This window comes from Streptomyces sp. NPDC091289 (assembly GCF_044757365.1).
In the GTDB taxonomy this organism is placed as follows: domain Bacteria; phylum Actinomycetota; class Actinomycetes; order Streptomycetales; family Streptomycetaceae; genus Streptomyces.
The window spans coordinates 42101-66478 of record NZ_JBIVUT010000038.1 but is presented as its reverse complement, the minus strand read 5'-3'; the positions used below and the strand labels follow the sequence as shown (position 1 = coordinate 66478).

The following is a 24378-nucleotide window of genomic DNA, read 5'->3' as shown; positions in this document are numbered from 1 at the left end:
CGATCTACTGCGCCGGCGCTCGGGCGCGGCGGGGGGGGGGGGGGCGGGCGCCGGGGGGGGGGGGGGGGGGCCACCCCCCCCCCCCCCCCCCACCCCCTCCCCGCATGTCTGGGTGCGTTCAGCCCGCCGCGGCTATGTGCTCGGCCGTCGTCGCGGCCGTGAGCTCGATGTCCCGCCGTCGTCGCCGGGCCAGCGCCACCCGGCGCTCGGCCGCGGTGAGCCCGCCCCACACCCCGTACGGCTCGGGCTGCATCAGCGCGTGCTCCCGGCACTCCACCATGACCGGACACCGGGCGCAGACCCGCTTGGCGGCCTCCTCGCGGGCCAGCCGGGCGGCGGTCGGCTCCTTCGACGGGGCGAAGAACAGGCCCGCCTCATCACGGCGGCAGGCCGCCTCGGAATGCCAGGGGCCCGCATCGTCCTCCCGAGCGGGGGTCCGCTGGGCCGGAACGGCGGCGACCTGCAGAGGCTGATGCGGCGGTTGCAGCACGGTCTACTCCTGACGACGGCTACGGCTTCGCGAGCGAGAGACGATGCAGCACTCCCTACCCGCTGTGCGTACGCCTATGCACTGCGTGGCACCGGCGCGCGACGCACCGCAATGCGCCCCTGCGGCATTCTGGCCGATTACCGGTTACCGGGGGCCGTCCGCCCGCCGTATTCGGTGGCCGGTTCAGCGACCGATTCAGTGGCCGAGATGACCGATTCAGTGGCCGAGATGTTTGCGCAGCCGCTGCTGAAGGTCCGCGACGAACTTGCCGCGCTTCGGCCTGGCTTCCACGCTCCCGAACACGGAATAGCCGTTCACCACGACGACCGGCGCTTCCTGGTCCGGCGATTCCAGCGTTCGCACTTCGAAGCTGCCGAAGACGCCCGTGCCGTTGCCGCGCAGAGAAATGTTCTCCGGCACCCGGACGTCGACACTGCCGAAGATGGACGTCGCATTGATGACGGTGAAGCGTTGGCCGAAAAGCGCTTCGGTCAGATCGATCTCCACGCTGCCGAAGAGCGCGAAGGCGTTCGTCCGGCCGCCGACCCGCCAACGGCCCTTGCGGGTGGCGCTGCTGAAGACCGCGACGAGATTCTCCGCGGGGGCGCCCGGGGCCTCGGGGCCGTAGGCGTACGGCTGCGGGTCCGGGCGCGGGGCGGCGGCGGTGGAGCCGGAGGACGAGGGCAGGTCCCGGACCAGCGGCTGGAGCTCGCCGACGGTCTTGGCCCGGTAGACCAGGTCGATCCGCTCCGCGTGCTCGTCCGCCGTCAGACGGCCCTCGGCCATCGCCTCCCGCAGGACGTCCGCGATCCGGTCACGGTCGGCGTCGGAGGCGCGGATGCCATCGGCGTCCAGGACTTCGGCGGGCGGCGGGACGGCCGGCGCGACAGGCTGCTGGGGCTGCTTCTCTAGGTCCACCGAACCAGCGTACCCAAACGCGATAGATCGCGACTACCCCTCCCACCGGCGTGCCCCGGCCCGGTCGGCACGCTCCGGACCCCGTACTCCGGCGGAACGTCCAGGTGAGCCTTACCTCACAGGATCCCGCGGAAGGCGGCGCTCTACCCTGGTGGATGCGCTGCCCGACGGAGGTCAGCCGCTGTCGCCGAGTGAGGAATGGCCGTCATGGCAGAGTTTGCGTACTCCGATCTGCTCCCCCTGGGGGAGGACACCACGCCGTACCGTCTGGTGACCGCCGAGGGTGTCTCCACCTTCGAGGCCGACGGGCGTACGTTCCTCAAGGTCGACCCGGAGGCGCTGCGCACCCTGGCCGCCGAGGCGATGCACGACATCTCGCATTATCTGCGCCCGGCCCACCTGGCGCAGCTGCGGCGGATCGTCGACGACCCGGAGGCGTCCTCCAACGACAAGTTCGTGGCGCTGGACCTCCTGAAGAACGCGAACATCGCCGCCGCGGGCGTCCTGCCGATGTGCCAGGACACCGGTACGGCGATCGTCATGGGCAAGCGCGGGCAGAACGTGCTGACCGAGGGCGGTGACGAGGAGGCCCTGTCGCACGGGATCTACGACGCGTACACCAAGCTCAACCTGCGCTACTCGCAGATGGCCCCGCTGACCATGTGGGACGAGAAGAACACCGGCTCGAACCTCCCGGCCCAGATCGAGCTGTACGCCACCGACGGCGGCGCGTACAAGTTCCTCTTCATGGCGAAGGGCGGCGGCTCGGCCAACAAGTCGTTCCTCTACCAGGAGACGAAGGCCGTCCTGAACGAGGCCTCCATGATGACGTTCCTGGAGGAGAAGATCCGTTCGCTCGGGACCGCGGCCTGCCCGCCGTACCACCTGGCGATCGTGGTCGGCGGCACGTCGGCGGAGTTCGCGCTGAAGACCGCGAAGTACGCCTCCGCGCACTACCTGGACGAGCTGCCCGCCGAGGGCTCCCCCACCGGGCACGGCTTCCGGGACAAGGAGCTGGAGGAGAAGGTCTTCGAGCTGACGCAGCGGATCGGGATCGGCGCGCAGTTCGGCGGCAAGTACTTCTGCCACGACGTGCGCGTGGTGCGGCTGCCCCGGCACGGCGCCTCGCTGCCCGTCGCCATCGCCGTGTCCTGCTCCGCGGACCGCCAGGCCACCGCGAAGATCACCGCCGAGGGCGTCTTCCTGGAGCAGCTGGAGAAGGACCCGGCACGCTTCCTCCCGGACACCACCGACGAGCACCTCGACGAGGCCGGCGGGGACGTCGTGGAGATCGACCTCAACCGGCCGATGGACGAGGTGCTGGCCGAGCTGACGAAGTACCCGGTCAAGACCCGCCTTTCGCTGACCGGCCCGCTGGTCGTGGCCCGTGACATCGCGCACGCCAAGATCAAGGAACGCCTGGACGCGGGCGAGGAGATGCCGCAGTACCTGAAGGACCACCCGGTGTACTACGCGGGCCCGGCGAAGACCCCCGAGGGGTACGCCTCCGGTTCGTTCGGGCCGACGACGGCCGGCCGCATGGACTCGTACGTCGAGCAGTTCCAGGCGGCGGGCGGCTCGAAGGTGATGCTCGCCAAGGGCAACCGCAGCAAACAGGTCACCGACGCCTGCGACGCGCACGGCGGCTTCTACCTCGGCTCGATCGGCGGCCCGGCGGCCCGGCTCGCGCAGGACTGCATCAAGAAGGTCGAGGTCGTCGAGTACGAGGAGCTCGGCATGGAGGCGGTCTGGCGCATCGAGGTCGAGGACTTCCCCGCGTTCATCGTCGTCGACGACAAGGGCAACGACTTCTTCACCGAGCCCGCCCCGGCGCCGACGTTCACCAGCATTCCGGTGCGGGGTCCGGGTCTCGGCTGATCCGTACGCGTACGACAGAGGGGGCTTGCCCGTCCGGGCAGGCCCCCTTCGGCGTCTCTCAGTCGTCCAGCAGGCCCGAGGTCGCGACCAGATACCCCAGCTGCGCCCGGCTGTTGCTGCCCAGCTGCTCGGAGACCTTGCGCATGTGCTCGGCGACGCTGCGGCGGCTCATGCCGATCCGGCGGGCGATCGCGGCGTCCGTCTCGCCGTTGACGACGGCCTGGAGGATGGCGCGCTGGAGGTCGGAGGTGACGACGGGGGTGCGCAGCGGCGCGCGTTCGGGGCGGACCGGGACCGCGCGGGACCACGCCTCGTCGAAGTGGCGGACCAGGAAGCGGACCAGGGACGGGTGCTGGACGCGCAGGGCGCTGTTCGGTTCGTCGGAGAACGGGATGAAGGCGAGGTCCCGGTCGAAGACGATGAACCGGTCCATGACCTCGGCCAGGGTCCTGATCTCGGCGCCCTCGGCGGTCACCTGATCGATGTAGGCGAGCGTGGTGCGGTCCGAGCGGACGGTGTGCTGGTAGAGGGTGCGCTGCCGGATGCCGCGGCGCAGGTTGCCCAGATCGCGCGGCAGCGACTCCTGAAGGATGTGGGCCGGGCGGCCGCCGCCGGGGTGGGCGGTGCGGACCTCGGCGCGGCAGCCGCTGACCCCGGCGTCCAGGGCCTTGCTGATGACGGCCTGGCCGGAGAGCCGGGTGAGGGCGGGACGTTCCTGCCGGTGCATCTCGGTGTAGAGGCCCTCGAAGGCGGCGAGGGTGGCGCGGGCGGAGCGCAGGGTGCGGCGCTGCTCGACGATCGCCTCCTCGATCGGGGCGAGGGCGGCGAACGAGGCGGTCTCCGGCGGTACGGGAATGAGGTGGCCGGGCGATTCCTGGTCGGCCACCATCAGGTGCAGGGACCGCAGACAACGGGGCGCCGAGGCGGCCGGCAGGCGGCCCTCCGTCAGGGCACGGCGATAGGCCGCGAGCGCCGCCTCGCAGGGTTGTTCCGGTATCGACCGGTCCGAGGGTGATTCACGGCAATCACATACCGGTGAGGGGGAATGATCGTCCTTCACAAGGATGCAGATTACCTTTGTGCAATCGGGAGTACCCCGCCCGGTGCCCGTACTCGACGAGTATGTCCGGGTGACATCTGGAATCGACAACGCGGACGGACCGAAGGCGAACGAGACGGACGGCGGTGCCGGGAAGGACCGGGACACCGCGGTCTCCGAGCGCCGTTTCCGATTCCTCGTCGCCGGATACGCGGTGTCTTCCTACGGCACATTCCTGAATATGGTGGCGCTCAATCTCTTCGTCTACGAGACGACGGGACGGGCGCTGGCCATGGGGCTGTTCATGGCGGTGCGGCTCGCCTCCGGATTCGTCGCCGGTCTCGTCGTGGGCGGTCTGCTCGCCCGTTTCAGCGCGAAAAGCATCATGCTGTGGGCGAATGTCGGCCAGGGCGGCGTGATGCTGGTGCTCATCCTGGCGCCGGAGAGTCTGGTGACCGGGGCGCTGATGGCCGTCTCGGTGGTGATCGGGGCGTGCGGGACGCTGTTCATGGTGGCGTTGCGCAGTTCGATCCCGGAGATGGTCGGGGAGGACCGCAGGGCCTGGGCGAACTCCCTGTCGATCACCGGCCGTTCGCTGGCCATGGTGGCGGGGTTCGCCTCGGCGGGTGTGGTGGTCTCCCTCGTCGGGTACACCGCGGCGTTCCTGCTCGACATGGCGACGTTCGTGGTCTGCGCGGTGACGGTGGCCCTGCTGCCGATCGCGGGCGGCAAGGGGGCGGGCGGCACGACCCCCGAGTCCGCGAAGGACGCGCCGAAGGCCGGGAAGGGCGGCGGCCGGTGGCGGCCCGTGGCCTTCCTCGCGCTCGCCGCCGCACCCGGTATGGGCCTGATGGTGGCCCTGCGCGGGGTCGACGCGTTCGGCTCCTCGTCCCACAACGCGGCGCTGCCGATCTACTCCACCTCGCTGGACGCGTCGAACCCCGCGATCTTCGTCAGCGCGTTCTGGTGTGTGTGGGCGCTCGGCAACATCGGGGCCCAGCAGGTGATCCAGCGGTACACGCAGCGCACCGGGCGCACCGTGGGGGCGCTCGGATTCGGCTACGGCACGGTGGTGATGTCGGCGGCGTTCATCGCGGCGTTCGCCGGGTTCCCGCTGGCCGTCACGGCGGTGATCGCGCTGATCGCGGGGGCCGCCGACGGTCTCACCGAGGTCGCGTACACCTCGCATCTCCAGACACTTCCGGCCACCTTGCGCGGTCACGCCTTCGGTCTTTCGGCCACTTTCGAAAACCTCGGTTTCGGCGTCGGCATGATCCTGGTGGCGGCGGCCCTCGACCGGTTCTCCCCGCTGGCCGTGGTGGGCTGGTCCCACGGCGCCGCCATCGTCGTCGCCGCGGTGTTCCTGCTGAGGGTGGCGGGGCTGCGGCGGCGAGCGGAGCATGCGGGGCGTACGGGGCGTGCGGGGCTGCGAAAGGAAGAAGCCGTTGAGGGACGACCGGATCGCGGTGATCGGGACGGCGCTGAGGTTTCCCGGGGCTGACACCCCCGAGGCGTACTGGCGCGACATCCGCACGGGCACGAGCCGGGTACGCCGGTTCACCCGGGCCGAGTTCGCCGCGGCCGGGGTCCCGGCGGCGGAGTACGAGCGGCCGGGGTTCGGCGGGGCGAGCGCCCTTCTGGCGGATGTGGACGGCTTCGACGCCGGGTTCTTCGGGATGAGCGGGCGGGAGGCGGAGCTCACCGATCCGCAGCAGCGGCTGTTCCTGGAGTGCTGCTTCCACGCCCTGGAGGACGGCGGTTACGCGGGTGGCGAGGACCGTCACACGGGTGGCGACGGCGGTTACGCGGGTGGCGACGGCGGCTCCGTACGGATCGGGGTGTACGGGAGCTCCGGATACCGCCTGTACTCGCTGCACAGCTATCTGGCGGCGAACCTGGCGGCGGAGGCCGGCTCGGGCGACTGGATGACCGCCAAGCAGGTCCAGGTCGGCAACTACAGCGACTTCACGGCCACTCGGGCCGCCTTCCGGCTCGGCCTGACGGGTCCGGCGCTGACCGTCTCCACGGCCTGTTCCAGCGCCCTGGTCTCGGTGCATCTGGCCTGCCAGGCGCTGCGCGCCGGGGACGCGGACCTGATGCTGGTGGGCTCCGCCGCCCTGCATCTGCCGCAGGTCAGCGGCCAGGTCCCGGTGAAGGGCTCCACCCTCTCCCCCACCGGCACGGTCCGGGCGTTCGACGCGGCCGCGGACGGCACGGTCGGCGGGAACGGGGCCGCCGCCGTCCTCCTCAAGCCGCTGGAGCGGGCGCTGGCCGACGGTGACACCGTGCACGCGGTGATCCTGGGCTCGGCGGTCACCAACGACGGCTCGGACAAGACCACCGACCGGGGCTCCGTCGGCGGGGGGTTCGCCGCTCCCGGGGTCGCCGGGCAGCGGGACGCGGTGCTCGGGGCGCTGCGCGCGGCGGACGTGGACGCGGCGTCGATCGGCTATGTGGAGGCGCACGGCACGGGCACGCTGAAGGGCGACCCGATCGAGTTCGCCGCCCTGACCGAGGCGTTCCGCGCGCACACCGACCGGACCGGCTACTGCGCCCTCGGCTCGACCAAGCCCGCCATCGGCCATCTGGACAGCGCGGCGGGGCTCGCGGGGCTGATCAAGGCGGTGGAGGTGCTGCGGCACGGCGTGGTCCCGCCGCTGGTGAACTTCTCCCGGCCCAACCCGGCGCTGCCGTTGGCCGACAGCCCGTTCCTGCTGCCCGTACGGGAGCGGGCCTGGCCGTTGGCGGGGGTGCGGCGCGCCGGTGTGCACTCCATCGGCATGGGCGGGACGAACGCCCATGTGATCCTGGAGCAGGCGCCGGAGGCCGTGCCCGCCGCAGGCGCACGGAGACCCGTGCCCGCGCTGCTGCCGCTCTCCGCCGCCGACGGGGAGTCGCTACGGGCGTACGCCGCCACGCTGCGGGACCACCTGGCCAGCGAGGAGCGCCCCTCCCCCGCCGATCTGCTGACCACGACCGCGCTCGGGCGGCGGCTCCTGCCGCACCGGCTGGTCGTCACGGCCGCGGACCCGGTGGCCGGACTCGACGCGTTCCTGTCGGGGGCCCCGGCGGGCGAGGCGTACACGAGCGGGGTCGCCGACGCCGCGCAGCGGCCCGTGTTCCTGTTCAGCGGCCAGGGCGGCGGACATCCGGGCATGGGCGCGGAACTCGCCGCGCGCTTCCCGGTGGTGGCCGAGGTGCTGGAGAGCTGTGCCCGGGTGTACGCGGAGGAGACCGGGCGGGACGACTTCCTGGACCGGATCGTCGCCGGGCAGGGCCCCGAGCGCTGGGACACCGCCTTCGCGCAGCCCGCCCTGTTCGCCCTCCAGATCGCCCAGGCCCGGCTGTGGGAGCGGCTCGGGGTCGTCCCGGCCCGCGTCGCCGGGCACAGCGTCGGCGCCTACGCGGCGCTGTGCGTGGCCGGGGCGCTGGACACCGAGGACGCGATGCGGCTGGTGTGCGGGCGCGGGCGGCTGATGCAGGAGCGGGCGGCCCCGGGCGCGATGGTCTCCGCCTTCGTCCCCCGGAGCCGGGTGCGGGAGCTGCTGGCCGCCGTCCCCGGTCTGGAGCTCGCCGTGGTCAACGGTGCGGCCCACCAGGTGCTCGGCGGGCCTCCGGCGGCGGTGGAGGCGGCGAAGGTCCTGCTGGCGGCGCGGGGTGAGGCGTACGAGGTGCTGGCGGTGGACCGGGCGTTCCACACGGCGCTGCTGGACCCGGCGCTGGAGGAGTTCCGGGTGCTGGCCGACAAGACGGAACCGCTGCCGCTGCACACGGAGTTCGTCGACGGCATCGACGGCACGGTCCGCCCCGCCGGGTGGCGGCCGGACGCCGCGTACCTGGTCGCGCAGGCCCGCCGCACGGCCGACTTCGCCGCCGTCCTGGACCGGCTGGCCGGATCCGCGCCGCTGCTGGAGCTGGGCCCGTCGGCCGTGCTGACGGGGATGGTCCGCCGGACGCTGCCGGACTCGGTCTGCGTACCGACGCGGGACTGGGAGCGGGCGGTGGCCGCGCTGCACTGCGCCGGGGCCGGCGTGGACTGGGCCGCAGTGCTCGACGGCTGCGGCGGCGGGCGCGTCCGGCTGCCCACGTACCCCTTCCGGCGCCGCTCCCACTGGCGGGGCCCGGCCCCGTACACGCCTTCGGTACCGCTCACCCCGCAGACACCGCTCACACCGCGCACGTCACGCACGTCACGCACGTCACGCACACCGCTCATGGAGGACCGCATGACCGAACAGGCCGTACTGGACAGGGTGCTGGAGCTGACCGCGCGCCATCTCGGGCACCGGCCCGACGAGGTGGCCGCCGACCGCACCTTCGTCGGGCTCGGCGCGGACTCGCTCCAGCTCATCGGGATGGTGCGGCAGCTGGAGGCCGAGTTCGGCACGGAGATCAGCATGCGGGAGATCCTGGAGGAGGCGGGCACGCCCCGGCTGACGGCCGCGCTGATAGCCGGGCGGGCGGCCCCCGCAATACCCGTAGCCACATCCGTATCCGTGGATCCGACGCCCGCCGCCGACGCACCCGCGCCGGTCGTCGACGTACCCGCGCCGGTCGTCGACGAGGCCGCGTACGCCACCCGGGCCGAGGTCGCCGCCCTCTCCGAGCAGATACGCCAACTGGCCGAGACCCAGGCCGCGATGCTCACCCAGCTCTCCGATGCCGTCGCGCTGCTGACCGCCCGCACCGGGACGGACGCACGATGAGCGCGACGAGCGCGACGACGCATGGCTCCGCCGACGCCGTGGCCAGGGCGGCGGAGCTGTCCCGCAGGCTCTCCGACCAGCTCGCGGCGGCCCGGGGCCAGGTCCCCGCAAAGGACGCGGGACCCGCCGCCGAGGAGAGCGCGCACGGCCCCCGCCTCGTCGTCGACGCGGCGGGCGGGATGGCCGGGGCGGGGGCCGACGCGGCGCAGCGGGCCCACACCGCTTCCCTGATCCGCCGGTTCACCGAGCGGACCCGCACCTCCAAGGAGCTGGCCCAGCAGCACCGTTCGGTGCTCGCCGACAGCCGGGCCGTCGTGGGGTTCCGGGACGCCACCAAGGAGATGCTCTACCCGGTCGCGGCCCGCTCGGCGCACGGCTCCCGGCTCACCGACGTGGACGGCAACACCTACACCGACATCACCATGGGCTTCGGCGCCCTGCTCCTCGGCCATGAGGCGGAGCCCGTCACCGAGGCCGTGCGCCGCCATCTCTCCGACGGGCTGCGCTTCGGCCCCCGGTCCCCCGACACCGGGGAGGCCGCCGCCCTGCTCGCCTCGCTGACCGGCATGGAGCGGGTCGCCTTCGCCTCGTCCGGTACGGAGGCGAACTCGGCGGCGATCCGGCTGGCGCGGGCCGCGACCGGGCGCGACAAGGTCGTCATGTTCCGGGGCTCGTACCACGGGCACATCGACTCCGTCCTCGGCCGCCCCGGCGGTCCCGGCGCGCACGCCGTGCCCGTGTCGCGGGGCATCCCGGCCAGCGCGGTGGCGGAGCTGATCGTGCTGGAGTACGGGAGCGAGGAGGCGCTGGAGACGATCGACGCCCTCGGGGACACGGTCGCCGCCGTGCTCGTCGAGCCCGTGCAGTGCCGCAACCCGGGCCTGCGGCCCGTGGAGTTCATGCGCTCGCTGCGTGAACTCACCGCCCGCCGGGGCATCGTGCTGCTCTTCGACGAGATGCTGACCGGGCTGCGCCCCCACCCGCGCGGTGCCCAGGAGCACTTCGGGGTGGTGCCGGACCTGGCCACGTACGGCAAGGCGCTCGGGGCCGGCTTCCCGATCGGCGCGGTGGCGGGGCGGGCGGATCTGCTCGACGGGGTGGACGGCGGGTTCTGGCGGTACGGGGAGCCCGGCGGGCCCTCGCGCGAGACCACGTTCATCGGCGGCACGTACATGCAGCACCCGTTGTCGATGGCGGCGGCCCGCGCGGTGCTCACCCACCTCACCGAGCAGGGTCCCGGGCTCCAGAGCGGGCTGAACGCCCGCACCCAGGCGCTCGCGGACCGGCTCAACGCCTTCTTCCGCGACGAGGAATTCCCGCTGGAGCTGGCCCACTTCGGGTCGATGTTCCGCTTCAAGCACCGCGCGGACCTGGAGTTGCTCTACCACCACCTCCAACTGCGCGGTGTGTACGTATGGGAGTGGCGCAGCTTCTACCTCTCCACGGCCCATACGGAGGAGGACGTGAACCGGGTCGCGGAGGCGGTGGAGGGCTCGTTGCGCGAGCTGCGCGACGGCGGGTTCTTCCCCCGGTCCACCCACCCGGCTGCTGCTGCTCATAAGCCTGAAGTACCGCGCCCCGCACCCGACTTCGGCCTCTACTTCTTCGGTGACTACCCGGAGACCGCCGAGGCCGGTGAGGCGTCCGGGACCGGCACTCCGGAGGCGTACGACACCCTCTTCGAGACCGCGCGCTTCGCCGACGAGCACGGCTTCTCCTCGCTCTGGCTGCCCGAGCGGCACTTCGACTCCTTCGGCGGGATCTTCCCGAACCCCGCCGTCCTCGCCTCCGCCGTGGCCCGGGAGACCGAGCGCATCCGGATCAACGCGGGCTCGGTCGTCCTGCCGCTGCACGATCCGGTGCGGGTCGCCGAGGAGTGGTCGGTGGTCGACAACCTCTCCGGCGGCCGGGTCGGCATCGGCTGCGCCACCGGCTGGCACGCCCGGGACTTCGCCCTGCACCCGGACCGGTTCGCGGACCGGCGGCGGATCGCCTTCGACCACCTCGACGAGGTACGCCGGCTCTGGCGCGGGGAGGCGGTGCGGCGGCGCACGGGCGAGGGCGCGGAGGCGGAGATCCGGATCCGGCCGCGTCCGGTGCAGGAGGAGCCGCCGTTCTTCCTGGCGACCTCCGGGCAGCGGGCCTCGTACGAGGAGGCGGCCCGGCGCGGGCTGGGTGTCGTCACCAACCTGATGAGCCAGACCGTGGACGAGCTGGCCGCGAACATCGCGCACTACCGGCGTACGCGTGCGGCGTGCGGGCTGGACCCGGCGGCCGGGCGGGTGACGGTGCTGGTGCACACGTATCTCGGCGACGACCACGCCACCGCCCGGGCCGAGGCGCTGGAGCCGATGGTGCGCTACCTGCGGTCCTCGCTGCTGATGCGCTCGGCGGCGACGGCGGCGGGGCAGCGGCGGGAGGACGTGGCGGCGGCGAGCGAGGAGGACCTGGACTATCTGTTCCGCCGGGCCTACGACCGCTACTGCGACCAGCGGGCCCTGATCGGTACGCCGTTGAGCGTCGCCCCGTTCGTCGACGCGCTGCACGGGGCGGGCGTGGACGAGATCGCCGCGCTGGTGGACTTCGGGATGGACCGGGAGCGGCTGCGGTCGGGGCTGGAGCGCCTGGACGTGCTGCGCCGCCGGACGCGGGAGCGGGGCGCACGGAATCTGCCTCGGGAGACCGTCGCGCCCGCGACCTCGGCGCAGCGGCGGCTGTGGCTGGCCGCGCAGTTGATGGAGAACCCGGCGGCGTACAACGAGACGCAGGCCGTACGGCTGCGGGGACCGCTGGACGTGGCGGCGCTGCGGACGGCGGTCGACGGTCTGGTCGAGCGGCACGCGGGGCTGCGGACGGTGTTCCGGGGCGAGCAGGAGGCCGGTGTCGTCCAGGTCGTCCGGGAAGGGCTCCGGATCCCGCTGACGGTCACCGACGCCGGCGGGCAGGACACCGGGACGCAGGACGCCGGACAGCGGAACGCCGTGCAGCCGGACGCCGAGCGGGTGATCGAGGAGCTGCTTTCCGAGGAGAGCGGCCGGGCCTACGACCTGGCCGAGGGCCCGCTGTTCACGCCCCGGCTGCTCCGGCTGGCCGAGGACGATCACGTCCTGGTCCTCGGCATGCACCACATCATCACGGACGCGCACTCGGCCGCGCTGGTCGCCGACGACCTTCGGGAGCTGTACTCGGCGGCCCGCGCCGGACGCCCGCCGGTCTTCGAACGTCCCGCCGGGACGACCGTCGGGGCGCCCGAGCCCGTGTACGACGCGGCCGACCTGGACTGGTGGCGCGCGCTGCTGGGCGACAAGCCGCCGGTGGCCGCCCTGCCGACGGACCGGCCGCGCGGCCGCCGGGTGGCGGGGCGCGGCGGGGCGGTGGCCCGGACCGTGGGCCGGGAGCGGGCGGAGGCGCTGCGGGAGTGGAGCGGGCAGCAGGGCGTGACCCTGTTCGCCACGCTGTGCACGGCCTGGCAGCTGGTGCTGCGGCGGCGGTCGGGGCAGGACGCGTTCCTGCTGGGCACGACGTTCGGGCGGCGGCGGCCGGAGACGGCGGACGCGGTCGGCTTCCATGTGGCGCTGCTGCCGCTGCGGCTGTCCGCCACGGACGCGACCCCGCCGGCCGAGGCCGTACGGGCGACCGGCCGGGCGCTGTTCGCGGCGGACGAGCACAGCGGGGTGGACCTGGACGCGCTGCTGGCAGCCGTCCATCCGGACCCGGGGAATCCGCGTCCGCTGGTGACGGTTTCGGTCGATCTGGACCGCGCGGCGCTGGCCGGAATCGATCTGCCCGGGCTGCGGGCGCAGGAGGTGGCGGCCGGGACGGAGTCGGCACCCCTGGAGCTGGCGCTGATGGCCACCCAGGGCCGGGACGGGAGCCTGCGGCTGCGGCTGCGTTACGACGCGGACCTGTTCGACGCGGCGACGGCGGAAGGGTATCTCGCGGAGCTGGACGCGCAGGTGGACGCGTTGACCCACCCGCAGGTGGACGCCTCGACGGACCCGGGCACGGACCACTCCGGAACGGACCACTCCGGCACGGACCACCAGGCCACCACCACCGCCTCCCGCCTGCGCGAGGTCTGGGAGTCCGTCCTCGACGTGCGCGACGCCCCCGCCGACGGCAACTTCTTCGACCTGGGTGGCAATTCGATCGCCGCGATCCGCCTGGTGAACCGGGTCCGGGACACGCTCGGCGTCGACTACCCGCTGGCGGACTTCTTCGCCGACGCCACCCTGCGGGCCATGACCGAGCAGCTGGCGGGCGAGGATCCCGTGACGGCGGAAGCGGCCGTCGTCGACCGCGCCCCGGTCAGCGACCAGCAGGCCCGGATGATCGCCGGGCACCACGCCATGCCCGACCCCGCGGTGTGGAACGTGCCGACGCGGATCACGTTCACCGGGGCGCTGGACCCGGCGGCCCTGCGGTCCGCCGTCTCCGAGGTGATCGCCCGGCACGACGCTCTGCGGACCCGGTTCACGCAGGAGGGTGCGCCGGACGGGCCCTGGTGGCAGGAGGTGCTGGCGGCGGAGCCGGTGGCGTTGCCGGTGGAGGATCTGACCGGGCTGCCGGCCGGTGAGCGGCGCCCCCGGGCCGACGCCCTGAGCCGGGCGGACGCGGCGGCCCCCTTCGAGCTGGGGCGGTCGCTCCAGCCCCGGGTGCGGCTGCTGCGGGTCGAGGAGGACTGCTGGGAGCTGATGTTCGTCCTGCACCACGTCTGCGCCGACGGCTGGTCGCTGTCCGTGCTGCTCGCGGAGATCGCGGCCCTGTACACGGCGGCCGCGGCGGGCGTCCCGCACGGTCTGCCCGATCCGGCGATGCAGGCGCCCGGGTACGCCCGGTGGCAGCGGGAGCACCACGATCCCGGGGCCGAGGCGGAGCGGGCCGCGTTCTGCGCCCGCTATCTGGACGGGGTGCCGTCCGCCGTCCCCGTACCGACGGACCGGCCGCGTCCGCAGAAGCTGAGCGGGCACGGGCACACGGTGCGCGGGGTCGCGTCGGGTGCGGTGCGGGCGGCGGTGGAGAAGCTGGCGGCCGAGCGGCGTACCACCCCGTTCGCGGTCGCGGCGGCGGCACTCGGGGTGTTCCTGACCCGTCTCTCGGGGGAGTCGGACACCTTGTTGAGCGTGCCGTACGCCAACCGGGAGGGCACCGCTTCGGAGTCGCTCGTGGCGATGACGTCCACCGCGGTGATGGTCCGCGTACGACTGGATTCAGCCAATCTTGACGAGAGTTGCGGGGAGCTCGCGGTCCGTACGGGCGCGGGTGCGCTCGGCGCCATGGCGCATGTGCTGCCCACCGCGCGCATCATGCAGGCGATGCGGGACGCGGGCGCTGTCAGCGTCCCCGACCGGGTGCCGCACGTCCTGGCGTTCCAGAACTCCGTCGACACGGACATCGAGATTCCCGGGCTCCGGGTCGAGGTGGCCGATCTGGCACCGCCGCTTTCCCGCAGCGAACTGTGCTTCGGGCTTGCGCCGCGCCGGGACCCCGCGAAGGGTTATCGAACGTTCCTGGAATTCTCCACCGACCTGTGGGACCGCACGACCGCCCACGCCCTTCTCTCGTCGTACACCGACCTGCTCGCGAAGTTCTGCGCCCGGCCCGACCGGCCGGTGCGGGAACTCCTTGAGGAGCACCCCTCTCAGTCACTGCCGAACACCGGAAAGGCGGACGCCGTATGACTCCGGCCCCCCACCGCAGCCACACCGACGACCTGCTCGCCTTCATCGCCGCCAGCCCCTCCCCGTACCACGTGGTGGCCAGTGCGGCCCAGCGTCTGGAGAAGGCCGGGTTCCGCGAACTGCGCGGTACGGACGACTGGACGGGGGCGACCGGCGGCTGCTTCGTCAGCCGGGCCGGTGCGCTGATCGCCTGGTACGTCCCCGAGGGCGCGCCCGCCCACACCCCGTTCCGGATCGTCGGCACCCACACCGACTCCCCGAACCTGCGGATCAAACCCGCACCGGACACCGGGACTTCGGGCTGGCGGCAGATCGGGGTGGAGATCTACGGCGGGGTCCCGCTGAACACCTGGCTCGACCGGGACCTGGGCATCTCCGGCCGGCTCGCCCTGCGCGGCCCCGACGGCGTCCCGCGCAGCCGGCTCGTCCAGATCGACAAACCGCTGCTGCGGGTCCCCCAGTTGGCCATCCACCTGGACCGTTCGGTGAACGAGGGCGTGGCACTGGACCGGCAGCGGCACATCGCGCCGATCTGGGCGCTGGGCGACCCGCGGGAGGGCGAGCTGCTGCGCCGGGTCGCGGCGGCGGCCGGGGAGGACCCGGCGGACGTGCTGGGCTGGGACCTGATGCTGCACGACATCCAGCCGCCCGGATACCTGGGCGTGGACCGGGAGTTCGTGGTGGCGTCCCGGCTGGACAACCAGGTCTCGGTGCACGCCGGGGTGACCGCGCTGGTGGACGCGGCGACGGGGGGCACGCAGCCCTCCTTCGTACCGGTGCTGGCCGCCTTCGACCACGAGGAGGTCGGCAGCGGTTCCGAGACGGGCGCCCAGAGCCCGCTGCTGGAGCGGATCCTGTCGCGTTCCGTGTCGGCGCGCGGCGGCAGCGACGAGGACTGGTCGCGGGCGCTGGCGGGCGCGTTCTGCGTCTCCGCCGACATGGCGCACGCGGTGCACCCCAACTACGCGGAGCGGCACGACCCCGATCACCGCCCGCTCCCCAACGGCGGCCCGACGGTCAAGGTGAACGTCAACCAGCGGTACGCCACCGACTCCACCGGCATCGCCCTGTTCACGGCGGCCGCCGAGCGGGCCGGGGCTCCCTGGCAGCCGTTCGTCTCCAACAACGCGATGCCCTGCGGTACGTCGATCGGCCCGCTCACGGCGGCCCGTCTCGGCGTCACCACGGTGGACGTCGGGGTGCCGGGCCTGTCGATGCACTCGGCGCGCGAACTGTGCGGGGTGCACGACCCGGGCTATCTCGCCGCCGTCCTCACCACGATCATGGTCGGGGACTGACCGAACTCTGGCAGCAGAGAACTCCGGCAGTAGAGAACTCCGGTAGCAGAAGACTCCGGTAGCAGAGAAACAGAACAGGAACGACCGTGGCCGACGAAGAGACCGTCCTCATCTGCCTGCCCTTCGCCGGGGCGGGCCCCTCCTTCTTCACGCCCTGGCAGAAACTGGCGCCGGAGGGTCTGCGGATCCTCCCGGTGTCCCTGCCGGGCCGCGAGAAGCGGTTCCCCGAGCCCGCCCACACGTCGGCGGCCCCGGCCGTCGACGACGCGTACGCGCAGGTGACGGCGGAGCTGGGTGAGGCGGGCGGCCCGGTCGTGCTGTTCGGGCACAGCATGGGCGCGGTCCTCGCGTACGAACTGGCGCACCGGATCGAGCGGGCGGGCGCGGCCCCCCGCCTGGACGCCCTCGTCGTCAGCGGCTCGCCCGGCCCCTGGACGCCGCGCACGGACCGGGCGGGCGGGCTGCCGGACGAGGAGTTCGCGGTCCGGGTGCGGACGTTCGCCGGGTACGACCACCCGGCGCTGGAGGTCCCGGAGATGCGGGAGCTGCTGCTGCCGACGCTCCGGGCGGACGTCCGGCTCCACGAGTCGTACACCCCGTCCTCCGACCGGCCGTTGGGCGTGCCCGTCCTATCCGTCCGGGGCCGGGAGGACACCCTCGTCGGGGCGGCGCAGGCGGCCGAGTGGGGCCGGGCGACGACGGGCGGGCTGACCGTGGCCGAGCTGGACGGCGGGCACATGTATCTCACCGAACGGCCGGGCGAGCTGCTGGAGCTGGTGGCCGCCGGGATGCGCGCGGCGCGCGGCCGATGAACGGCGTCACCGGTGGCGGGGGCCGGCTCGCCGGGCGGACGGCGCTGGTCACGGGTGCGGCGCGCGGTCTCGGCCGGGCCTGTGCGCTGGCCCTCGCCGGTGAGGGGGCGGACCTGGTGCTGCTGGACGTGGCGGGCGAGCTGCCCGGGGTGCCGTATCCGCTCGGCTCGGCCTCGCAGCTCGCACACACCGCGCGCCTCTGCCGCGAGGCGGGGTCCGCCGTGCTGACCCGGCAGGCCGACGTCCGGGACCTGGCGGCGCTGGAGTCGGTGGCGGAGGCGGCCGAGGAGCGCTTCGGGCAGATCGATGTCCTGGTCAACAACGCGGGGATCGCCGCCCCTTCGGGCCGCCCGGCGCACGAGATCACCGAGGCCGAGTGGCAGTTGATGATCGATGTGGATCTGGGCGGTGCGTGGCGGGCGATCCGTGCGGTGGGCGGCCGGATGGTCGCTCAGGGGTCCGGTTCGATCGTCAACATCGCCTCGACGGCGGGCCTGGTGGGCTACCGGCACTTCGCGGGGTACGTCGCGGCCAAGCACGGTCTGGTCGGCCTGACGAAGGCAGTGGCCCTGGACTACGCGCCCCGGAAGGTCCGGGTCAACGCGGTGTGTCCGGGCTCGGTGCGGGACGACGAGGCGATGGAGGGCCGGATGCTGGCGGAGATCGCCCGCTCGCTGGAGGTGCCGGTCGCCGGGCACGAGACGGCCTTCGTCCGGGACCAGCCGATGAACGCGCTGGTGGAGCCGGGGGATGTGGCGGAGGCGGTGCTCTGGCTGGCCTCGGACGCGTCCCGGCAGGTGACCGGCAGCGTGATCACCGTGGACGGCGGGTTCACCGCCCGCTGACAGCCGTATCACCCGCTTCCCTTCCCGTGGACGAGGAGTTGTGCACGTGCCGCCTGCCCATCACGCCCTGACGGTCCGCCTGCCGCCGGCCGTCACCGACACCGCGCTCGCCGTCGCCCTCACGACGGCGGCGGAGCTGTGGTGGCCCGAGGAGCGCCGCCCCCGGCTGTGGACGGAGCGGGTGCCCGCACCGGCCGGATCCGACGCCGCCGCCCGGCGGCGCGAGGCCGAGGCCCGCCGCCCGGTCGCCCCCGGCCACCGGCTGCGCGCGGTGCTGCTGCGGTACGCGGACGGGCACGCTCCCGAGGTCGTCCTGACCGCCGACGGATCCGCGCTGGACGCCCACGCGTTGCGGCTCGTCGCCCGGGTGCTGCTGGGCGAGCTGGCTGCGGACGCGGTGACGCCGCTGGACGGGCCGCTCCCCCGGGACTTGCGCCTGGACGAGGAGACCCGGCTCCACGCCTCCGCGCTCGCGCTCACCGTCGGGCGGCACACCGGCGCGGCCTCCGTGCGCGTCGCCGTCCCCGCACCGGCCCGGGACCGGCCGCCGTACGCGCTGGGGGCGCTCGACGGGTACGCGGTGTTCGCGGCGGATCTGTCGCCCGGCCGCACGGTCGCGGACCTGCTCGCCACCGAGCCGACCGCCCTGTCGGACCCGGCCGAGGGCGACCAGGGCGATCTCGTCGCCCTGTCGGACGCCCCGGACGCCCTCCCCGTACCGGCGCACCAGGTCGAATGCGTACGAGCGCAGTTGCTGAACCTCCCGCCCAACACGCCCCTCTCGGCCCTGGATCCGCTGAGCGAGGCGGAGTCGGTGGAGCAACTGACCCTGGGCGTCGCACCGAAGGCGACCCCGGCCGCTCCCCTCCGTATCGACGAGGCCTTCGCCGCCCAGGCCGTCGCCCGCCCCGACGCCCCCGCGCTCACCGCCGGGCCCACCACCCTCTCGTACGCCGAACTGAACGACCGGGCCGAGGAGTTCGCCGACGGGCTGTACGCCCACGGTGTCCGCCCCGGTGACCTCGTCGGCCTCTGTCTGCCCCGCTCGACGGACCTGGTGGCGGTGATGCTCGGCGCCCTGAAGGCGGGCGCGGTCCACGTACCGCTGGATCCGGAGCATCCGGCGGACCGGCGGGAGCGCACCGCGCGGGACGCGGGGGTCCGGCTGACCGTCGAGGACCCGGCCGCCCTCACCGGCCACCCGCCCCGCCCCGCCGCACAACGACAGACAGCCGACGCTCCGGCCTACGTCATCCACACCTCGGGCTCGACCGGCCGCCCCAAGGGGGTCCTCGTGCCGCACGCCAACGTCACGGCTCTGGTCGACGCCGTCCGCGACGACTTCGGCCTCTCCCCCGACAACACCTGGACGTGCTTCCACTCGGCGGCGTTCGACTTCTCGGTGTGGGAGATCTGGGGCGCGCTGCTCACCGGCGGGCGGCTGGTGGTCGTGGACCACTGGACCACGCGCGCGCCGGAGGACTTCCACGCCCTGCTCGTACGGGAGCGGGTGAGCGTGCTGAGCCAGACCCCCTCCGCGTTCACCCAGCTCGCGGCGGCCGACCGGACGGGCGGCGACCTGTCCGCCCTGCGGCTGGTGGTGCTGGGCGGCGAACCCCTGGACGCCCGCCCGCTGCTGGACTGGTTCGACCGGCACCCGGAGGACCGCTGCCGGCTGGTCAACATGTACGGGATCACCGAGACCACCGTCCATGTCACGGCGGCCACGGTGACCCGCCGCGAGGCGCTCGCCGGCTCCCGGTCGGTGGGGCGGGCCCTGCCCGGCTGGTCGGTGCGGGTGCTGGACGCGCACGGGCGGCCGGTGCCGCCGGGTGCGCCCGGGGAGATCCATGTGGGCGGGGCGGGTGTGGCGCTCGGCTATCTGAACCGGCCCGCCCTGACCGCCGAACGCTTCGTCCCCGACGTACTGGACCCGGCGGGGCGGCGGCTCTACCGCAGCGGTGATCTGGGACGACTGCTGTCCGACGGAACGTTGGAACACCTGGGCCGGATCGACGACCAGGTGAAGGTGCGGGGCTTCCGGATCGAGCCGGGCGAGATCCGGCACGTGCTGCTGGAGGACCCGGCGGTGTCGGCGGCGGCGGTCGCCGTGACCGGCGGCGGGGGCGGGGACGCGGCGGCCGTGCGGATCGACGCGTATGTGGTCCCGGCCCCGGGGGCGGGCGAGGACCCCGGCCCCGTACGGGAGCGGGCGGCCCGGCTGCTGCCCCCGCACATGGTGCCCGCGACGGTGACCGTGCTGCCGGCCCTCCCCCTCACCGCGAACGGCAAACTGGACCCGGCCCGGCTGCCCGCGCCCGGCACCCGCCGGACCCCTGCCGCAGCGCCCGCACCTCCCGAAGCTCCCGCAGCTCCCACAGCTCCCACAGCTCTCGCAGCCGTGGGCGAAGACGCCGTCACCGTCCTCGCCGCCATCTGGCGGGATGTGCTCGGCGTCGATGCGGTCGGCCCGGACGACGACTTCTGGGACCTGGGCGGCAATTCGCTGTACGCGATCCGGATCGGCACGCTCGCCCGGGAGCGCGGGCTGCCCGGAGTGCCGCTGCGTCAGCTGTATCTGACGCCGACGCTGGGGGCGCTGTCCGAGGCGCTGGCCCAGGAGGCGTGAAGGAAGGGCGGGAGGCGCGAGGAAGGGCGGAAGGCGTGCGGCGGGAGGCATGACGAAGGGGCGACCGGGGAACACCCCGGCCGCCCCCTCGCCCACCGTGCTTACACGAAGCGCTGGTTCGCGCCGCCGTCGCACGTCTGGAGCCTGAGTGGGTCCTTGGCCCCCGCCAGCGTCAGACACAGGCCGGTCGCGGCGGCCGGGCGGATCGTGCCCGCCTGCTGGACGAACTTCTGGTTGGCCGCGCCCGAGCAGTCCCACACGACGAGCGTGGCGCCGGCGTCGTACTTCGCGCCCGGCACGTCCAGGCAGCGGTCGTGGCTGAGCGCGGTGCGGGCCGTCTGCGTACCGGCGTCGTACCACCAGTTCTGGTTGCGCCCGCCGTGGCAGTCCCAGCCGCCGACGGCCGTGCCGTTACGGGTGACCGAGGCGGGCACGTCCACACAGGAGCCGGTCGCCTCGTTCTTCAGCGGGGTGAACAGGTCGTCCCAGGCCGCCCCCGTCAGCACCGGGTTCCCCGTGCTCGCCGGGTCGGCGCAGCTCGCCTCGCGCAGCCCGGAGTCGTACAGCTGGGTGAGGCAGGAGGCGAAGGCCCGGTGACCGGCCGCGTTGGGGTGGAAGGACTGCCGGACGGAGTTCTCGTCGGGCAGGCCCGGCTTGCTCAGGTCGATGAAGAGCCCGCGCGCCCAGGTGTTCTCGGTGCACACCTCGTGGCCGTGGAAGAGCCGCGAGTTGTCGAGGTAGGTGGCCCCGGTGGCGGTGGCGGCCTTGCGCATGCCGACCTGGAAGGCGGGCACGGCGGTGTTGCGGCCCCAGACGGTGTCGGAGTCGTAGCCGAGTCCGCCGCAGATCAGCTTGCCGGGGAACTTCGGGTTGTCGCGGAAGTCCGGGCCGATCGGGCTCGGGTAGCCCATCAGGACGAGCTGGTAGTCGTCGTTCGCGTACCCGGCGTCCGTCATGACGGTGCGCAGGTCGCGGACGGTCTCCTCGACCTTGGGGACCAGGGCGTCCACCCGGGCCTGCCAGCCGTCCGCGTACTTCGGCTCGCAGGGGCCCTGGAGGCTGATGTAGCGCACCACGCAGTCGGTCATGACCGGGCCGAACTGCAGGTCGTCGTTGGCCCCGGCGACCAGGACGATCATCTTGATGCGGGTGTTGCGGGCCTTGATGGCGAGGCTGTCGCTCTGCACGAGCTCGTCGGCGTACTGCTGGTTTCCGCCGATTTTGATGTTCCCGGTATAGGCGCCGGAGCACGAGACGTTGTACGTGACGTCCGCCGCGATGCCCGTCCGGTGGATGGCGGCCTCCGGGGAACGGTGGCACCAGTTGTCCGGCCCGTTGGTGCCGGGGTCGTAGGTGCCGACGCCCTCGCCGGAGATCTCGCTGTCGCCGAGCGAGATCAGCCCGGTCTTGCGGTCGCCGAGCGGCCGCTCGTCGGGGCTCCCGTACAGCTGGGTGGCCTCGGCGGCCCGGACGGCTTCCAGTGCGGGCGGGAGAGGGGTGGATGCGATAGAGCTGGTACCCGACTCCGTCGCGCCCGCGGGTCCGGCGGCGGCCATACCGCCGACGGCCGCCGCGAGAGCGACGGTGGCGGCGACCGTACAGCGGAGCCGGCGAAGGCTTCGGAGCCCTCGAAGTCTGGTGCTGGTGCGCCTCATTGCGCCTCCCGGTAAGTGGTTACCCCCGGTATTTACTGGCCGGTAGGCGACTTGGGAATACGTAGAACAAGAGAAGTGCTCATCTTTTTCAGGAGGTTTAAACACCATGGGCGACACATCAGGTGCCACGTCGGGCGATACCGGGTTCCGGATCGAGCACGACTCGATGGGTGAGGTGCGGGTTCCCGCGGACGCCAAGTGGCGCGCGCAGACCCAGCGGGCGGTGGAGAACTTCCCCGTCTCCGGGCAGCGTCTGGAGCGGGCGCACATCGAGGCGCTGGCCCGGATCAAGGGCGCGGCGGCCAAGGTCAACGCCGAGCTGAAGGTACTGGATCCGGACATCTCCGCCGCGATCCAGGAGGCCGCCGGGGAGGTGGCGTCGGGCCGCTGGGACGAGCATTTCCCGGTCGACGTGTTCCAGACGGGTTCGGGCACCTCGTCCAACATGAACACCAACGAGGTGATCGCCACCCTCGCCACCGAGCGCCTCGGCCGCGAGGTCCACCCCAACGACCATGTGAACGCCTCGCAGTCCTCCAACGACGTCTTCCCGTCCTCCATCCACATCGCGGCCACCGCCGCCGTCACCGCCGATCTGATCCCCGCCCTTGACCACCTGGCGGAATCCCTGGGGCGGAAATCGGCCGAATTCTCGGAGGTCGTGAAGTCCGGGCGTACGCATCTGATGGACGCCACCCCGGTCACCCTCGGCCAGGAGTTCGGCGGCTACGCGGCGCAGATCCGCTACGGCGTGGAGCGGCTGCGCGCCTCCCTGCCCCGGCTCGCCGAACTGCCGCTGGGCGGTACGGCGGTGGGCACCGGCATCAACACCCCGCCCGGCTTCTCCGCGGCCGTGATCGCGGAGGTCGCGGACGCCACCGGGCTGCCGCTCACCGAGGCCCGCGACCACTTCGAGGCGCAGGGTGCGCGGGACGGTCTGGTGGAGACCTCGGGCCAGCTGCGGACCATCGCCGTCTCACTGACGAAGATCTGCAACGACCTGCGATGGATGGCGTCGGGCCCGCGCACCGGTCTCGCCGAGATCGCGCTGCCCGACCTCCAGCCCGGCTCGTCGATCATGCCGGGCAAGGTCAACCCGGTGATCCCCGAGGCGGTCCTGATGGTCGCGGCGCAGGTCACCGGCAACGACGCGACGGTCGCCACGGCCGGTGCGGCGGGCAACTTCGAGCTGAACGTGATGCTCCCGGTCATCGCGAAGAACCTGCTGGAGTCCGTACGGCTGCTGGCCAACGCCTCCCGGCTGCTCGCGGACCGTACGGTCGACGGCATCACCGCCGACGTGGAGCGGGCCCGCGCCTACGCCGAGTCCTCGCCGTCCGTGGTGACCCCGCTCAACAAGTACATCGGCTACGAGGAGGCGGCGAAGGTCGCCAAGAAGTCCCTCAAGGACGGGACGACGATCCGCGAGACGGTCCTGGCCTCGGGCTATGTGGAGCGCGGCGATCTGACGCTGGAGCAGCTCGACGAGGCGCTGGACGTGCTGCGGATGACGCGTCCGTGAACGACGGGCGGGGCGCCCGGTGACCACCGGGTGACCTGAGTCGCAGCGGGCCGGTGGGAGCGCTCCGTAAGATCTCTCCATGACAGGTACGGACAGGGCAGGTACGGGAGAGTGCGCGCGCTGGGCGCCGGGGGACCGGATCCTCTGGCGCTACCGCGACAACGGCCGGGCCCACCGGACGGCCGGCGCCCCGCCCGTGCACATCTGCCGTCCGGTGACCGTCGTCCAGGACACCGACGAGCTGCTGGCCGTCTGGATGGCGCCCGGCACCGAATGTGTGCGGCCGGTGCTGGCCGACGGCACCCAGGTGCACGCCGAGCCGCTGGCCACCCGCTACACCGCGCCGCGCACCACGGCCCGCTCGACGTGGTTCGGCTCCGGGGTGCTGAAGCTGGCCCGGCCGGGGGACCCGTGGTCGGTGTGGCTGTTCTGGGACCGGGGCTGGATGTTCCGCAACTGGTACGTGAACCTGGAGGAGCCCCTCACCCGGTGGTCCGGAGGGGTGGATTCCGAGGATCACTTTCTCGACATCTCCGTGAACCCCGACCGGAGCTGGAAATGGCTCGACGAGGACGAGTTCGCGCAGGCTCAGCACGTCGGTCTGATGGACCGGCGGACCGCGCGGCGGGTCCGGGAGGCGGGCCTGGCGGCGGTCGAGGTGATCACGGGCTGGGGGTCGCCGTTCCGGGACGGCTGGGAGCACTGGCGGCCCGATCCGCGGTGGCAGGTGCCGCCGCTGCCGGATGACTGGGACCGCACCCCTGCCCGTATGCCGTCGTGAGACCCTGGAGAGACCCTTCGGGCGGTCCGGTCGGCAGGTCCGGGCACACGGAGGGCTGATCGCCGCAACCAGCGGGCACCACACCGGAACTGACCACAAGTCATCACACCGGTCGTGCGGAGGG

Annotated in this window: 14 protein-coding genes; 10 read left to right on the top strand and 4 right to left on the bottom strand. The window is 73.1% G+C overall.

The window, feature by feature from the left end; translation table 11 throughout:
* Positions 1–118: 118 nt before the first annotated feature.
* Positions 119–490: a WhiB family transcriptional regulator gene (locus tag ACIQPT_RS35840; protein WP_096627193.1), complete on the bottom strand. Its 372-nt coding sequence runs from the start codon at positions 488–490 to the stop codon at positions 119–121.
* A gap of 216 nt (positions 491–706) precedes the next feature.
* Positions 707–1408 carry a DUF1707 domain-containing protein gene (locus ACIQPT_RS35835; protein ID WP_401162302.1) on the bottom strand — a complete coding sequence of 234 codons (702 nt, stop codon included), beginning with the start codon at positions 1406–1408 and terminating at the stop codon, positions 707–709.
* Positions 1409–1615: 207 nt separating this feature from the next.
* On the opposite strand from ACIQPT_RS35835, the gene ACIQPT_RS35830 reads away from it, so the two are divergent.
* Positions 1616–3286, top strand: coding sequence for a fumarate hydratase (locus tag ACIQPT_RS35830; RefSeq protein ID WP_401162300.1), 1671 nt, complete (start codon positions 1616–1618; stop codon positions 3284–3286).
* A gap of 58 nt (positions 3287–3344) precedes the next feature.
* Here ACIQPT_RS35830 and ACIQPT_RS35825 read toward each other — a convergent pair whose 3' ends face one another.
* Positions 3345–4346, bottom strand: coding sequence for a LuxR C-terminal-related transcriptional regulator (locus ACIQPT_RS35825; protein ID WP_401162298.1), 1002 nt, complete (start codon positions 4344–4346; stop codon positions 3345–3347).
* 82 nt (positions 4347–4428) lie between these two features.
* On the opposite strand from ACIQPT_RS35825, the gene ACIQPT_RS35820 reads away from it, so the two are divergent.
* From ACIQPT_RS35820 to ACIQPT_RS35790, 7 genes are all read left to right on the top strand, one after another.
* Entirely contained in the window at positions 4429–5826 is a 1398-nt protein-coding gene (locus ACIQPT_RS35820) for an MFS transporter (RefSeq protein ID WP_401162308.1), read from the top strand.
* The gene (locus ACIQPT_RS35815; RefSeq protein ID WP_401162296.1) at positions 5771–9031 is read left to right on the top strand and encodes a type I polyketide synthase; all 3261 of its coding nucleotides are present in this window, start codon (positions 5771–5773) and stop codon (positions 9029–9031) included. Before ACIQPT_RS35820 ends, ACIQPT_RS35815 begins: the two co-directional genes overlap by 56 nt.
* The gene (locus ACIQPT_RS35810; RefSeq protein WP_401162295.1) at positions 9028–14712 is read left to right on the top strand and encodes a MupA/Atu3671 family FMN-dependent luciferase-like monooxygenase; all 5685 of its coding nucleotides are present in this window, start codon (positions 9028–9030) and stop codon (positions 14710–14712) included. Before ACIQPT_RS35815 ends, ACIQPT_RS35810 begins: the two co-directional genes overlap by 4 nt.
* Positions 14709–16010 (top strand): M18 family aminopeptidase, encoded by a 1302-nt coding sequence (locus ACIQPT_RS35805; protein ID WP_401162293.1) that lies wholly within the window; start codon positions 14709–14711, stop codon positions 16008–16010. The genes ACIQPT_RS35810 and ACIQPT_RS35805 overlap by 4 nt, the downstream gene beginning before the upstream one ends.
* A gap of 86 nt (positions 16011–16096) precedes the next feature.
* Positions 16097–16822, top strand: a complete 726-nt coding sequence (locus tag ACIQPT_RS35800) for a thioesterase II family protein (RefSeq protein WP_401162291.1) — start codon at positions 16097–16099, stop codon at positions 16820–16822.
* Positions 16819–17667 (top strand): mycofactocin-coupled SDR family oxidoreductase, encoded by an 849-nt coding sequence (locus ACIQPT_RS35795; RefSeq protein WP_401162290.1) that lies wholly within the window; start codon positions 16819–16821, stop codon positions 17665–17667. The genes ACIQPT_RS35800 and ACIQPT_RS35795 overlap by 4 nt, the downstream gene beginning before the upstream one ends.
* Before the next feature lie 46 nt (positions 17668–17713).
* A complete protein-coding gene (locus ACIQPT_RS35790; protein ID WP_401162288.1) occupies positions 17714–20296 on the top strand; it encodes an amino acid adenylation domain-containing protein in 2583 nt (860 codons plus the stop codon).
* A 101-nt stretch (positions 20297–20397) separates the two neighbouring features.
* Here the strand turns inward: ACIQPT_RS35790 and ACIQPT_RS35785 are convergent, their stop codons facing one another.
* On the bottom strand, positions 20398–21951 hold the full coding sequence (locus ACIQPT_RS35785; protein ID WP_401162286.1) for a ricin-type beta-trefoil lectin domain protein: 1554 nt from the start codon (positions 21949–21951) through the stop codon (positions 20398–20400).
* 106 nt (positions 21952–22057) lie between these two features.
* Between ACIQPT_RS35785 and ACIQPT_RS35780 the strand changes: the two genes are divergently transcribed.
* Both ACIQPT_RS35780 and ACIQPT_RS35775 read left to right on the top strand, forming a co-directional pair.
* Positions 22058–23473 (top strand): class II fumarate hydratase, encoded by a 1416-nt coding sequence (locus ACIQPT_RS35780; protein ID WP_401162284.1) that lies wholly within the window; start codon positions 22058–22060, stop codon positions 23471–23473.
* Between the two features lie 79 nt (positions 23474–23552).
* Entirely contained in the window at positions 23553–24254 is a 702-nt protein-coding gene (locus ACIQPT_RS35775; RefSeq protein WP_401162282.1) for a DUF402 domain-containing protein, read from the top strand.
* Positions 24255–24378: the final 124 nt, after the last annotated feature.